The organism is Pseudomonas sp. NFPP28 (genome assembly GCF_900115535.1).
Lineage (GTDB): Bacteria > Pseudomonadota > Gammaproteobacteria > Pseudomonadales > Pseudomonadaceae > Aquipseudomonas > Aquipseudomonas extremorientalis.
Genome location: NZ_FOWT01000010.1, coordinates 311,543 through 326,255, shown reverse-complemented (window position 1 = coordinate 326,255; position 14,713 = coordinate 311,543). Strand labels below are relative to the sequence as shown.

Genomic DNA, 14,713 nt, shown 5'->3' with positions numbered 1-14,713 from the left:
TTGTCGCAAAAACAAGAATAAGGATCGCTCATGTTCGATATCAGCACGTTCCCCACCGCCGATGCCGTCCGCCGGGCTGCGCAACTCAGTCAAGAGGACTATCAGCGCCTCTACCGCCAATCCATCGAACAGCCGGATACCTTCTGGGCTGAACAGGCCGAGCACTTTCTCGACTGGATAACCCCCTGGCACACCGTTCAACGCTCAGACATCCACACCGGCGCCGCCCAATGGTTTGCCGGTGGTCAACTCAACGTCAGCTACAACTGCATCGACCGTCACCTGGCGCAACGCGCCGATCAGCCGGCCTTCATCTGGGAAGGCGATGATCCGACAAAATCTTCAAAAATCACCTACCTCCAACTGCACCAGAACGTCAGCCGCCTGGCCAATGTGCTGAAAAGCCGTGGCGTGAAGAAAGGCGACCGGGTATGCATCTACATGCCGATGATCCCGGAGGCCGCCTACGCCATGCTCGCCTGCACACGGATTGGCGCGGTGCACTCCGTGGTGTTTGGTGGTTTCTCGCCGGATGCCTTGCGTGACCGTATTCTCGATGCCGACTGCCGCACGGTGATCACCGCAGACGAAGGCGTGCGCGGCGGCAAGCCCGTTGCACTGAAGCAGAATGTCGACAAGGCCCTGGCCAGTTGTCCGAATGTGAGCACGGTGCTGGTAGTGGAGCGCACCGGAGCGACCGTTGGCTGGAGCGAAGGTCGCGACCTCAAGTATCAACAAGCCCTGGATGCGGCCAGCAGCGACTGCCCGCCCGAGCCGATGGACGCCGAAGACCCGCTCTTCATCCTCTACACCTCCGGCAGTACCGGCAAACCCAAGGGCGTGCTGCACACCACCGGCGGCTATCTGCTGCAAGCGGCGATGACCTTCAAGTACGTGCTCGATTACCGCGACGGTGAAGTGTTCTGGTGCACCGCCGATGTGGGCTGGGTCACCGGCCACAGTTACATCGTGTACGGCCCGCTGGCCAATGGCGCGACCTCGCTGATGTTCGAAGGCGTGCCGAACTATCCGGACAGTTCGCGCTTCTGGCAGGTGATCGACAAGCACCAGGTCAACATCTTCTACACCGCGCCCACCGCCCTGCGTGCGCTGATGCGCGAAGGCCACGGCCCGCTGGAAAATACCTCGCGCGCCAGCCTGCGCCTGCTGGGCAGCGTCGGCGAACCGATCAACCCGGAGGCTTGGGACTGGTACTTCAATGCCGTGGGCGAACAACGCTGCCCGATTGTGGATACCTGGTGGCAGACCGAGACCGGCGGCATCATGCTCAGCCCACTGGTCAGCGCCCAGCGAATCAAGCCAGGGTGCGCGACCCAGCCAATGTTCGGCGTACAGCCGGTACTCCTCGATGAACACGGCAAGGAATTCAGCGGCGCCGGCAGTGGCGTACTGGCGATCAAAGCCAGCTGGCCGGGGCAGATCCGCAGTGTGTACGGCGATCCGCAGCGCATGGTCGACACCTACTTCAACCCCTACCCCGGCTACTACTTCACCGGTGACGGCGCACGCCGCGATGAAGACGGCGATTATTGGATCACCGGGCGCATCGACGATGTGATCAACGTGTCAGGCCACCGCATCGGCACTGCCGAGGTAGAAAGCGCCCTGGTGCTGCACGATCAGGTGGCCGAGGCCGCCGTGGTGGGCTATCCCCATGATGTCAAAGGCCAGGGCATCTATGCCTTTGTCACCCCCATGAATGGCGTGGAACCCAGCGATGCGTTAAAAAAACACCTGCTGGATCTGGTCAGCAAAGAAATTGGCAGCTTCGCCAAGCCGGAACTGATCCAATGGGCCCCGGCCTTGCCGAAAACCCGTTCCGGCAAAATCATGCGCAGGATCTTGCGCAAGATTGCCTGCAACGAACTGGACAGCCTGGGTGATACCTCGACCCTGGCCGATCCGAGCGTGGTCGACGGTTTGATCGACAAACGCCTGAACCGATAGGAAACCCCACGTCGCCATGGAATTTATCCGCAGCCGTATCGAAACCCAGTTGATGAGCCTGACCGGCCTGTCGCTGGGCCAACTGGACCTGGAAAACCCCAAGGGCGACCCAGGCTTGTTCGGGCCCGACTCGGTGAGTTGGCAAGTGCATGGCGACTTCAGCAGTATGCTCATCGGCGGCATCAGCGCCTTGATGCTGCAAGCCTTGCATCCGTTGGCCCTGGCGGGCGTGTGGGACCATTCCAACTTTCGCCAGGACATGCTTGGGCGCTTGCGGCGGACCTCGCAGTTCATTTCGGGCACGACGTTCGGCTCGCGCAGAGACGCCGAATGGCTGATCGAAAAAGTCCGCACCATTCACTTGCAGGTGGTCGGCCACGCCCCGGATGGCCGGCCTTATGCGGCCAGCGACCCGGAATTGCTGACCTGGGTGCATGTGGCGGAGGTCAGTCACTTCCTGGCCGCTCACTTGCGTTATTGCAACCCGCACCTGTCCGGTCGCGACCAGGACCGTTACTACAGTGAAATTGCCTTGGTCGCTGAACAGCTGGGTGCGCGGCATGTTCCGCGTTCTCGGCAGGACGTTTCGGATTATTTGGCTCGCATCCGCCCGCAATTGCTGTGCGACGATCGCAGCCGCGAAGTACTGCGGCTACTGCTGAATGCTCCCTCCCCCAGCCTGCTGGCCAAGCCATTTGGCAGCTTGATGATGCGCGCCGGGATCGACCTGCTGCCGGATTGGGCCAGCGCGATGCTCGACCAGCACCAGAGCCCGCTGCAACGTCAGATGATCCGTGCTGGCGTCAAACGCAGTGCCCCGATGTTGCGCTGGGCGATGCGCAATGGCTCTGTGCAACGCGCCCATCGCCGGATGGGGTTGATGTAGGCGACGGCGCATAGCTGTTAAACTTCGCGCCCTCAATTCCCCAGCAAGGCGCGCTCCATGTCTCCCTTGAATCAGGCGCTGCGCGCCGCCCTCGATCATCGCCAAGACCTGATCAGCGAGTTGCACGCACAGGGTACCGACTGTTACCGGCTGTTCCATGGCAGCCAGGAAGGCGCCGGGGGCCTGACCATCGACCGCTACGGCCCGCAGTTGCTGGTGCAGAGTTTCCACCAATCCCTGGAAACCGCCGACCTGCTGGACCTGCATCAACAGGTCAACCAGTACATGGGCCTGGAGTTGTTGCTGGTGTACAACGATCGCGCCCGTGGCAATTCGCGCATCGACCGCGAAGACACGGTGTATCGCGCCGAACCCGCCGCACTGCAGGACCTGGTTGGCCACGAGTGGGGCCTCAGTTACCGCGTGCGTGGGCGGCATGCCGGGCAGGACCCGCTGCTGTTCCTCGACCTGCGTAACACCCGCGGCTGGGTCAAGGCCAACAGCGCCGGAAAAAGCGTGCTCAACCTGTTCGCCTACACCTGCGGCGTGGGCCTGAGCGCAGCCGCCGGTGGCGCCCGCGAGGTGTGCAACCTGGACTTTGCCGAGGGCAACCTGGCGGTCGGTCGCGAAAACGGCTTGCTGAACCCGCAATTGCCGAGCATGGAGTTCGTACAGTCCGACTACTTCCCGGCGATTCGCCAATTGGCAGGCCTGCCGATCACCCAGCGCCGTGGGCAAAAGCTGCCGAGTTATCCGCGCCTGGAGCAACGTCAATACGACCTGGTGCTGCTGGATCCACCGGCCTGGGCCAAGAGCGCGTTCGGCACCGTCGACCTGCTGCGCGACTACCAGAGCCTGCTCAAGCCAGCCCTGCTGGCCACCGCTGACAATGGCGTGCTGATCTGCTGCAACAACCTGGCGAAAGTCAGCATGGAGGATTGGCGCGAACAGGTGCTGCGCTGCGCGGAAAAAGCCGGGCGCCCGGTGCGTGACTGGAAAATCATGACGCCTGGAGCGGACTTCCCGTCCCAGGATCAGCAACCGCCCCTGAAAACCCTGATACTCCAACTGTAAGACGTTTCTCAAAGGCCCTTGCTCTTCGGAACCGAAAACCCGTGCCATACTCCAAGGCACTCCTGTTTGACATAGATGGCGCCGCCCCATGCCCAAAGGATTGATTCGCGCCGCTGGCGCCTTGTTGACCGCCCTTGCCCTGTACAGCTTGCTGGGCTTTTTGATTCTCCCCGGCATCGCCCTTCGCATCGCCAACCAGCAGTTGGCCAATTACGCCACGGTGCCGGCGCGGATCGAGCGAATCGAGCTCAACCCGTTCAGCCTGGAACTGACCCTGTGGGGCCTGAAGATCGGTGAACCCGGCAAGGAACAAGTCGGGTTCGAACGCCTCTACGCCAACCTGCAGATCGACAGCCTCTGGACCCGCGCCCTGCACCTGGCCGATATACAGCTGGACAAGCCCAAGACCGAGCTGCTGTTCGACAAGTCCGGCCAACTCAACCTGGCGCAGTTGTTCAAACTGCCGCCCAGCGAGCCAACACCGACCAATCCGGATGCCAAACCGTTCCCTCTGCGTATCGACAGCATCAAGCTGGCCGGCGGCTACGTGCATTTCGAAGACTTGCGCCCCAGCGAGCCCATCGAATTCCTCTACGACACACTCGACTTCGAGCTGAAGAACCTCAGCACCCTGCCCGAAGACAATGCCGACATGACCCTGGTCGCAGCCGGCCCCGCAGGTGGACAGATCGACTGGAAAGGCAATTTCAGCCTGGTGCCGATCACTTCCGAAGGCACGTTGAAGGTCACCAACGGCAAGATGAAAGCCTGGTGGCCCTACGTACGTGACGCGCTGCCACTGGTGCTTGAAGACGGCGTGCTCAACTTCAGCACCGAGTACAAATTCAGCCTGGCCAAAGAGACCGAGCTGAACCTGACCAACACCGCCGCCAGCATCGCGCCCTTTGCCATCAAGGCACCGGACGGCCGCCCATTGGTGCGCCTGGAGCGCCTGGACGTCAGCGAGACCACGGTGGACCTGGCCAAGCAGCAAGTGGTGGTCGGCAAGATCCGCAGTAACAAACTGGAGACCTGGGCAGCCCTTGAGGCTGACGGGCAATTGGACTGGCAGAAACTGTTCGCCAGCCAGCCGAGCAAACCGGCCAAGGCGCCCGAAGCGAAAAACGCACCCGCCACCGCCGACTCGCCAAAAGCCGAACCCGCCGCGCCAAGCAAGCCGTGGCAAGTGCTGCTCAAGGACGTGCAACTGCGTAACTACCAGGTGCACCTGGCCGATCGACAGGCCAAGCCAGCAGTAGCGCTGGAACTCGGCCCGTTGAACGTCGACATGCAGAATTTCGACAGCCTCAACCGGAGCCCGTTTACCGTGAAGGTCGACTCCGGCGTGGGCAAGCAAGGCAAGCTCCAGGCGACCGGCGAGGTCAACCTCGACCCGGTCAGTGCCAGGCTGAAAGTGAATACCCAGGACATCGACCTGCGGGTGGCCCAGTCCTACATCAGCCCGTTCATTCGCCTGGAACTGCGCAGCGGTATGCTCGGCAGCAATCTTGATGTGAACCTCAAAAGCACCGATCCGCTGAAGTTGCAGGTCACCGGCCGGGCTCAAGTCGATCAATTGCACACCCTGGATACCCTCAAGACCCGCGACTTTCTCAAATGGCAGCGCCTGGTGCTCGAAGGCGTGAACTACCAGCACGGCGACAGCCTGTCGATCGACAAGGTCAACCTGCTGCAGCCGTATGCGCGCTTCATGATCAACGACGACCGCACCACCAACGTGGATGACCTGCTGATTCCACAAGCGCCCGACAAAGGTTCCAAACCCGCCAGCAAGGACAAGCCCCTGGGCATCCGCATCGGGCAGATTGCGATTAATGACGGCTCGGCCAATTTTGCCGATTTCAGCCTTACCCCCAACTTCGCCACCGCGATTCAACAGCTCAACGGGCAGATCGGCACTATCGACAGTCGCCAGGCCAAACCGGCCAGCGTCGATATCAAGGGCAAGGTTGATCGCTATGCGCCAGTGACTATCAAGGGCAGCGTGAACCCGTTCGACCCGATGGCGGCGCTGGACATTGCGACCAGCTTCAAGCGTGTCGAACTGACCACCCTGACGCCTTATTCCGGCAAGTTCGCTGGCTTCCGTATCCGCAAGGGACGGCTGAACCTCGACCTGCACTACGTAATCACCAAAGGCCAGTTGAAGGCCGAGAACAAGGTGGTGGTTGAGCAATTGCAATTGGGCGAGAAAGTCGACAGCGCCGATGCCGTGGACTTGCCGATTCGCCTGGCCGTCGCTTTGCTCAAGGACAGTGATGGCAAGATCTCCATCGAATTGCCGGTAACCGGTGACTTGAACAACCCGCAATTCAGCGTGATGCCGATCGTATGGCAGACCCTGCGTAACCTCGTGGTACGCGCGGCAACGGCGCCTTTCAAGTTTATCGGTGGGTTGGTGACCGGTGGCGGCTCGGAAGATCTCGGTAATGTGTCGTTCGCCGCCGGTTCCAGCGAGTTGAACAAGGATGCCGAAAGCGCCTTGAACACACTGGCCAAAGCGCTGAAAGAGCGTCCTACCCTGCGCCTGGAAATCGAAGGCACCGCCGCAGCCAGCAGCGATGGGCCATTCCTTGCGGCCCAGCGGCTAGAGCGTGAATACCAGTACAACTACTACAAGATTCTTCAACGTCGCGGTGACAAAGTACCCGCCCAGGCGTCGTTGCTCGTCGTACCCGAGAAGGAAAAAGCCCCCTTGCTGGAAGGCATCTACCGCACCCGCCTGAAACAACAACCGCCGGCCGAATGGAAGGACCTGAGCAGCGATGAGCGCAGCGCGAAGCTTCGCGACGGCGTGATCAAATTCTGGAGTGGCAGCGACGTACTGCTACGCCAACTTGGCCAGGACCGTGCCAGCACCATCAAGGATTACCTGGTGGATAAAGGCCAATTGGAAGATGACCGGGTGTACTTCATTGATGCCAATCTGGGCCAGGCGGAGAAAGATGGTCGCGTCGTTACGCCAATGCACCTGGATGCCGAATAAGCCCTGTAGGAACCGCCCACAATAGAACAGGCCCCGACACAAGTGCCGGGGCCTGTAATGACCACATCCGTGTGGTCGGTCGCATGAACTCCAGAGGTGCATCGGGTGGATATCTAACTCACCCTAAGCCGCCGCCGTCTCGTTCAGACGAAGCTCCAAGGGTTACTCTGCTTTCAGGCCGTCGGCCGATACAGCTTTAACGCCTTTGATTTTCTTGGTGATGTTCACCGCGGTAGTTTTCTGAGCTTCAGTGACCGGGGTGGTCGAAGACAGGGACACTACACCTTTATTGGTTTCGACTTTGATGTCGGTACCAGGAATGCCTTTCTCGGTTACCAGGTCAGCTTTTACTTTGGTGGTGATCCAGGTATCGGAGGTGGACTCTTTAGCGCCTGCTGCTGCGCTTTTGGTTTTGTCGATGTTGTCCGCCTTGGTCGCGCCGCCAGCCAGCAGGCCGTCAGCCGAAACAGCGGTTACACCTTTGATTTTTTTGGTGATAGCTACGGCAGTCGCTTTTTGCGAGTCCGAGATAGCGACGTCAGAAGAAAGGGAAACCACGCCTTTATTGGTTTCAACCTTGATGTCGGAACCTGGAATACCTTTTTCGGTCAGCAGGTCAGCTTTGACTTTGGTAGTGATCCAAGTGTCGGAAGTAGCTTCTTTCGCCTTGGTGGCTTCACCCGCTGCAAGGGTCATTGGCGCTTGGGAAGTCTGGGCAAAGGCAACGTTGGCACCCATGGCTAGGGTCAGAGCGGTAGCAGTAGCGAGAGCGAACTTCTTCATACGAGTAACTCCTGTTTTATTGAAAGTCTGCAGTGTGTGAACCTTGATGCTGCAGCGTTAACAGGGTTATTGCAGGCAGTGTGCCAAGTCCGAATCACCAATAAAATCCTTTACAAACAACAACTTATAAAAAATAGAAAATTTCGGATTCGTGCAACTTGCATGATGCCGCCCGTGCCTGCATGCAAGTTGCGGCTTTTGCTTTCATTTAAGCGCCTGATTTTTAGGTACTTTCCTGCATCCAAAAAAAAAGGACTCCGAAGAGTCCTCTTTTTCAACCTGAAGCCTTGGGTGATTAAACGCCCGAAGCCTTGGCTGCTGCTACGTCCTTGATGGACAGCTTGATACGGCCGCGGTTGTCCACGTCCAGTACCAGCACTTCCACTTCCTGGCCTTCCTTCAGAATGTCGGTGACTTTCTCAACCCGAGCGTCGCTCAGCATGGAGATGTGCACCAGACCGTCTTTGCCCGGCAGGATGTTGACGAATGCGCCGAAGTCGACGATGCGCTCAACCTTACCGACGTAGATCTTGCCGATCTCGGCCTCGGCAGTGATGCCCAGGACGCGCTGACGTGCTGCTTCAGCCGCTTCCTTGGTTTCGCCGAAGATCTTGATCGAGCCGTCGTCTTCGATATCGATCGAAGCCTTGGTTTCTTCGCAGATCGCACGAATGGTCGCGCCGCCTTTACCGATAACATCACGGATTTTGTCGGTGTCGATTTTCATCGCGATCATGGTCGGAGCATTTTCCGACAGTTCGGTACGGGACTGACCAATGATCTGGTTCATCTGGCCGAGGATGTTCAGGCGCGCTTCCAGGGCTTGGCCCAGGGCGATTTCCATGATCTCTTCGGTGATGCCCTTGATCTTGATGTCCATCTGCAGCGCGGTCACACCTTTGGCGGTACCGGCTACCTTGAAGTCCATGTCGCCCAGGTGGTCTTCGTCGCCCAGGATGTCGGTCAGGACGGCGAACTTCTCGCCTTCTTTAACCAGGCCCATGGCGATACCGGCAACCGGCGCCTTCATCGGCACACCGGCGTCCATCAGTGCCAGGGAAGCACCGCAAACGGAAGCCATGGAGCTGGAACCGTTGGACTCGGTGATTTCCGACACAACACGGATGGTGTACGGGAACACGTCAGCGGCAGGCAGCATGGCCTGGACCGAACGGCGGGCCAGACGGCCGTGACCGATTTCGCGACGACCAGCACCACCCATGCGACCGCACTCGCCCACCGAGAACGGAGGGAAGTTGTAGTGCAGCATGAACGGGTCTTTTTTCTCGCCTTCCAGGGTGTCCAGCAACTGTGCGTCACGGGCGGTACCCAGGGTCGCAACGACCAGCGCCTGGGTTTCACCACGGGTGAACAGGGCCGAACCGTGAGTCTTCGGCAGAACACCGACTTCGATGTTCAGCGGGCGCACGGTACGAGTGTCGCGACCGTCGATACGTGGCTTGCCGTTAACGATGTTTTCGCGGACGGTGCGGTATTCGATCTCACCGAAAGCCGCTTTGACGTCGCTGGCGGAAGGCTGGCCTTCTTCACCGGACAGCTTGGCGACAACCTGGTCCTTCAACTCGCCCAGGCGAGCATAACGGTCGGCCTTGACGGTGATGGTGTAGGCGTCGGAGATGGCAGCGCCGAACTCGGAGCGGATAGCGCCCAGCAATTCGGTGGCTTCCGGGGCAGCAGCCCAGCTCCAGGTTGGCTTGGCCGCTTCGGCAGCCAGTTCGGTGACAGCCTTGATGACAGCCTGGAACTCGTCGTGGGCGAACAGTACGGCGCCCAGCATCTGGTCTTCGGTCAGCTCTTTGGCTTCCGATTCAACCATCAGCACGGCTTCCGAGGTACCGGCAACGACCATGTCCAGGCTCGATGCTTTCAGTTGCTCGTAAGTCGGGTTCAGCAGGTAGCCGGTGCTTTCGTGGAACGCTACGCGGGCTGCGCCGATCGGGCCATCGAAAGGAATACCGGAGATGGCCAGGGCCGCCGAGGTACCGATCATCGCAGCGATGTCCGGATCGGTCTTCTTGCTGGTGGAAACGACGGTGCAGACAACCTGCACTTCGTTCATGAAGCCTTCTGGGAACAGCGGACGGATCGGACGGTCGATCAGTCGGGAAGTCAGGGTTTCTTTCTCGGAAGGACGGCCTTCGCGCTTGAAGAAACCGCCAGGGATCTTACCGGCAGCGTAAGTCTTTTCCTGGTAGTGAACGGACAGGGGGAAGAAGCCTTTGCTCGGGTCAGCGGTCTTGGCGCCAACAACGGTCACCAGTACGGTAACGTCGTCATCAACGGTAACCAGCACTGCGCCGGAGGCTTGACGGGCGATACGGCCTGTCTCGAGGGTAACGGTCGACTGACCGAACTGGAATTTTTTGATAACCGGGTTCACGGTGTCCTACCTTCTTTGTGGCTCTTGGGGAACTTGTCTTCTTGCGAAATTCTTGGGCAATGCCGGGAATCGGCCCGACGCTCGTCCAGGGTAAAACGTGTGTCCAGATAAAACTTGAGGCTGGGAGCCTGCCATGGGCCAGCGGGAATCCCACTGGCACACGGCAGACAACCAACCTCTAGCGCAATCGCTTATTAGCGACGCAGACCCAGGCGACCGATCAGAGTCTGATAACGACCCAGATCCTTGCCTTTCAGGTAGTCCAGCAGCTTACGGCGCTGGTTTACCATGCGGATCAGACCACGACGCGAGTGGTGGTCTTTACCGTTGGCCTTGAAGTGACCTTGCAGCTTGTTGATGTTGTGGGTCAGCAGTGCAACTTGCACTTCTGGCGAACCAGTGTCACCAACAGCTTGCTGATAGTCAGCAACGATTTGTGCTTTTTCTTGAACGTCGAGAGCCATGAGGCAATCCTTTTTTCAGGAAACCACCCAAAGGGCAGTTTCAACAGGCCAGGGACAAATCCCTGTATCTAAAAATGAGTGTTGACCGTGCCTGTTAACAGCCACACTCGTTCGGTCATTCTGACCGAATCAGTCGACGCGGCGCGATGCGCCCGTCTTCGCTCACTTCACCGATACCGATAAAGCGACCGTTATGATCCTGTACCCGCACCATGCCGAACTTCGGGGCATCCGGGGCACGTACCGGCTGGCCGTTGAGCCAGTAGAACGCGCTGTGCTCCGAGAAGTGCAGCAATGGCCAATCGAGCAAACCGCTGTCCGATGGCATCAGGAAGCGATCAACTGCTTCATTGCCGCCTTCGGCGTGTACCGCTTCCAACTCTTCCAGCGTGACCGTCTGGGCCAGGCTGAAAGGACCGGCCTGGGTGCGCCGCAGTTCTGCAACGTACGCGCCGCAACCGAGCTTTTCACCAATATCTTCCACCAGGGTACGGATATAGGTGCCTTTGCTGCAGTCCACGGCCAACCGGGCGGTGTCGCCTTCACAGGCGAGCAATTCCAAGCGCGCAATAGTAACAGAACGCGGTTCGCGCTCCACTACTTCGCCCGCACGTGCCAGCTTGTAAAGAGGCTGGCCATCACGCTTGAGCGCCGAGTACATCGGCGGTATCTGACTGATTTCCCCACGAAAAGCGGGTAAAGCAGCTTCAATATCAGCACGACCAACGGTCACTTCGCGAACCTGCAAAACATCACCTTCGGCGTCGGCCGTGGTGGTGGTCTTGCCCAGTTGCATCAGGGTTTCATAACCCTTGTCGGAGTCGAGCAGGTATTGGGAGAACTTGGTGGCCTCGCCAAAGCACAACGGCAACACGCCGGTGGCCAGTGGATCGAGGCTGCCGGTGTGCCCGGCCTTTTCGGCATTGAGCAGCCAGCGGACCTTCTGCAACGCGGCATTGGAGGTAAAACCAATGGGCTTGTCGAGCAGAATGATGCCGCTGACGTTGCGACGGATACGTTTGACCTGAGCCACCGCTTACTCCTTGGCGTCTTCAGGTGTGGACGGGTGCTGGCTGTCTTCAGCCACGGCGCGCTCGATCAGGGCCGACAGATGTGCACCCCGCACGACGCTCTCATCGTAGTGAAAGTGCAGCTGAGGAACACTGCGCAGCTTCATTTCACGGGCCAACTGCATGCGCAGGAAGCCTGCAGCCGAGTTGAGCACCTTGATGCTTTGCGCGATTTCTTCGCTGTTGTCCTGCCCCATCACGGTGATGAAGATCTTGGCGTGACCCACGTCACGGCTCACTTCAACGGCGGTGATGGTGACCAGGCCAACGCGTGGGTCTTTGACTTCGCGACGGATCAATTGGGCCAGCTCGCGCTGCATCTGATCGCCGATACGCTGGGTACGGCTGTATTCTTTTGCCATGTCTTGTTACCTGTTACTGCCACACGGTGAAACCCGTGGGGTCTGAAAGCGGCAAACGCCCGGCCTGACAAAAGCCAGACCGGGCGTTGCGTTTAGAGTCCGTACGCTGCGCGGGGCAATTGCATGCCCACGCGTTGCGTGGCTCCTGAAGTGCGCGAGTTAGAGGCTGCGAGCAACCTGAACCTTCTCGTAGACTTCGATCTTGTCGCCAGCCTTGACGTCGTTGTAGCTCTTGACGCCGATACCGCATTCCATGCCGGCACGTACTTCGGAAGCGTCATCCTTGAAGCGGCGCAGGGATTCCAGCTCGCCTTCGAAGATAACGATGTCTTCACGCAGTACACGGATTGGACGGTTACGGTACACAGTGCCTTCAACCACCATGCAGCCGGCGATCGCGCCGAATTTCGGCGAGCGGAACACGTCACGTACTTCGGCAATACCCAGGATGTTCTCCCGGACGTCGCTGCCAAGCATGCCGGTGAGGGCTTTCTTGACGTCTTCGATGATGTCGTAGATGACGTTGTAGTAACGCATGTCCAGGCCTTCCTGCTCGACGATCTTGCGAGCGCCAGCATCGGCACGCACGTTGAAGCCGAACAGTACAGCGTTGGAAGCCAGTGCCAGGTTGGCGTCGGACTCGGTGATACCACCGACACCGCCACCGACAACGCGCACTTGTACTTCGTCGTTACCCAGGCCGTTCAAAGCGCCGTTCAACGCTTCGAGGGAACCACGTACGTCAGATTTGAGGACGATGTTAAGCGTCTTCTTCTCTTCCTGGCCCATGTTCTCGAAGATGTTTTCCAGCTTGCCGGCGTGAGCACGGGCCAGCTTGACTTCACGGAACTTGCCTTGACGGAACAGAGCCACTTCACGGGCTTTCTTCTCGTCGGCAACCACGCTCATCTCGTCACCAGCGTCCGGTGTACCGTCCAGGCCGAGGATCTCGACCGGGATAGCCGGGCCGGCTTCCTTGATTGGCTTGCCGTTCTCGTCGAGCATGGCACGTACACGGCCGTAGTTCGAACCGACCAGCACCATGTCGCCTTGGCGCAGGGTACCGTCTTGAACCAGAACGGTCGCAACCGGGCCACGGCCCTTGTCCAGACGGGACTCAACTACAACGCCACGGCCAGGAGCCGATGGAGTGGCAGTCAGTTCCAGAACTTCGGCTTGCAGCAGAACGGCTTCGAGCAGTTCGTCAACACCAGTACCCATCTTCGCGGAAACCGGTACGAATGGAGTGTCGCCACCCCACTCTTCGGATGTCACGCCGTGAACCGACAGTTCGCTACGGATGCGATCGAGATCGGCGCCCGGCTTGTCGATTTTGTTCACAGCGACTACCAGCGGAACGCCAGCTGCTTTGGCATGCTGAACGGCTTCGATGGTTTGTGGCATCACGCCGTCGTCGGCTGCAACCACCAGGATCACGATGTCGGTCGCCTTGGCACCACGGGCACGCATTGCGGTAAACGCAGCGTGACCAGGGGTATCGAGGAACGTCACCATGCCACGGTCGGTTTCAACGTGGTACGCGCCGATGTGCTGGGTGATACCGCCGGCTTCGCCTGCGGCTACCTTGGCACGACGGATATAGTCGAGCAGGGAGGTTTTACCGTGGTCAACGTGGCCCATTACGGTCACAACCGGTGCACGGGAAACCGCCTCACCTTCAAACTTCAGGGACTCGGCCAGGGAATCTTCCAGGGCGGTGTCGCTGACCAGGGTCACTTTGTGGCCCAGCTCTTCAGCAACCAGTTGGGCAGTTTCCTGATCCAGTACCTGGTTGATGGTGGCCGGTGTGCCCAGCTTGAACATGAACTTGATGATTTCAGCAGCCTTGACCGACATCTGCTGGGCGAGGTCGCCCACAGTGATGGTCTCGCCGATCTTCACTTCACGCACGACAGGGCCGGTTGGGCTCTGGAAACCGTGGGCGTTGCGTTTCTTCAGCTTGGCCTTGCCGCGACCACCACGACGGAAGCCATCGCTTTCTTCGTCGGTAGTACGTGGGGCAACGCGTGGAGCAGGCGCTTTCTCTTTGACCGAGGCACGATGCGGAGCGTTTTTGCGCTCGCCATCGCCACCACCACCGCGACGATTGTTATCGTCGGCACGTGGTTTGTCCGGACGACGAGGTTCGTCGCGTTTACGGGCGTCAGCAGCCGGTGCTGGTGCAGCGGCAACCGGAGCGGCCTCACGCACAGCTTCAACTGGCGCGCTAGGCGCGGCGACCGCTTCAGTGGCAGCAGGTTGCGCAGCAGCAGGCTGGCGACGCGCTTCTTCTTCGGCGCGACGCTTGGCTTCTTCTTCAGCCTTCTGACGAGCAGCATTTTCTACTGCGCGACGTTCTTCCAGTTCGCGTTTGCGCTCGGCTTCGATTTCTTCCGGGCTGCGCTGTACGAAGACTTTCTTCTTGCGTACTTCAACGCTGATGCTCTTGCTACCAGCAACACGCAGGGTGCTGGTGGTTTTGCGCTGCAATGTAATCTTGCGCGGTTCTTCCACTTTCGCCTTGTGGCTGCTCTTCAAGTGAGTCAGCAAAGACTGCTTCTCACTATCGCTCACACCTTCATCGGCGGCGGTGTGCGGCAGACCTGCCTCACGCATCTGCTGCAACAGGCGCTCTACCGGTGTTTTGACCTCATCGGCCAGTTGTTTCACCGTGACTTGCGTCATGCACTTCTCTCCT

General features: G+C 59.3%; 10 protein-coding genes. 4 read left to right on the top strand and 6 right to left on the bottom strand.

The features are described from left to right. Positions 1 to 30: 30 nt before the first annotated feature. From acs to BM110_RS25555, 4 genes are all read left to right on the top strand, one after another. The gene (acs, locus tag BM110_RS25570) at positions 31 to 1,968 is read left to right on the top strand and encodes an acetate--CoA ligase (protein WP_093514392.1); all 1,938 of its coding nucleotides are present in this window, start codon (positions 31 to 33) and stop codon (positions 1,966 to 1,968) included. Positions 1,969 to 1,984: 16 nt separating this feature from the next. Next, positions 1,985 to 2,854, top strand: coding sequence for an oxygenase MpaB family protein (locus BM110_RS25565; protein ID WP_071490002.1), 870 nt, complete (start codon positions 1,985 to 1,987; stop codon positions 2,852 to 2,854). A 57-nt stretch (positions 2,855 to 2,911) separates the two neighbouring features. Beyond that, positions 2,912 to 3,928, top strand: coding sequence for a class I SAM-dependent rRNA methyltransferase (locus BM110_RS25560; protein WP_093514391.1), 1,017 nt, complete (start codon positions 2,912 to 2,914; stop codon positions 3,926 to 3,928). 88 nt (positions 3,929 to 4,016) lie between these two features. Then, a complete protein-coding gene (locus tag BM110_RS25555) occupies positions 4,017 to 6,935 on the top strand; it encodes a DUF748 domain-containing protein (RefSeq protein ID WP_093514390.1) in 2,919 nt (972 codons plus the stop codon). Between the two features lie 162 nt (positions 6,936 to 7,097). Here BM110_RS25555 and BM110_RS25550 read toward each other — a convergent pair whose 3' ends face one another. From BM110_RS25550 to infB, 6 genes are all read right to left on the bottom strand, one after another. Beyond that, positions 7,098 to 7,718 carry a BON domain-containing protein gene (locus BM110_RS25550; protein WP_071489999.1) on the bottom strand — a complete coding sequence of 207 codons (621 nt, stop codon included), beginning with the start codon at positions 7,716 to 7,718 and terminating at the stop codon, positions 7,098 to 7,100. A 295-nt stretch (positions 7,719 to 8,013) separates the two neighbouring features. Then, positions 8,014 to 10,119, bottom strand: coding sequence for a polyribonucleotide nucleotidyltransferase (pnp, locus tag BM110_RS25545; RefSeq protein WP_093514389.1), 2,106 nt, complete (start codon positions 10,117 to 10,119; stop codon positions 8,014 to 8,016). 194 nt (positions 10,120 to 10,313) lie between these two features. Further along, a complete protein-coding gene (gene rpsO / locus BM110_RS25540) occupies positions 10,314 to 10,583 on the bottom strand; it encodes a 30S ribosomal protein S15 (protein ID WP_003177875.1) in 270 nt (89 codons plus the stop codon). A 115-nt stretch (positions 10,584 to 10,698) separates the two neighbouring features. Further along, the gene (truB, locus tag BM110_RS25535) at positions 10,699 to 11,616 is read right to left on the bottom strand and encodes a tRNA pseudouridine(55) synthase TruB (RefSeq protein WP_043051764.1); all 918 of its coding nucleotides are present in this window, start codon (positions 11,614 to 11,616) and stop codon (positions 10,699 to 10,701) included. A 3-nt stretch (positions 11,617 to 11,619) separates the two neighbouring features. Continuing rightward, positions 11,620 to 12,015 carry a 30S ribosome-binding factor RbfA gene (gene rbfA, locus BM110_RS25530; protein WP_003176137.1) on the bottom strand — a complete coding sequence of 132 codons (396 nt, stop codon included), beginning with the start codon at positions 12,013 to 12,015 and terminating at the stop codon, positions 11,620 to 11,622. Between the two features lie 159 nt (positions 12,016 to 12,174). After that, on the bottom strand, positions 12,175 to 14,700 hold the full coding sequence (gene infB, locus BM110_RS25525) for a translation initiation factor IF-2 (protein WP_071489997.1): 2,526 nt from the start codon (positions 14,698 to 14,700) through the stop codon (positions 12,175 to 12,177). Positions 14,701 to 14,713 lie beyond the last annotated feature (13 nt).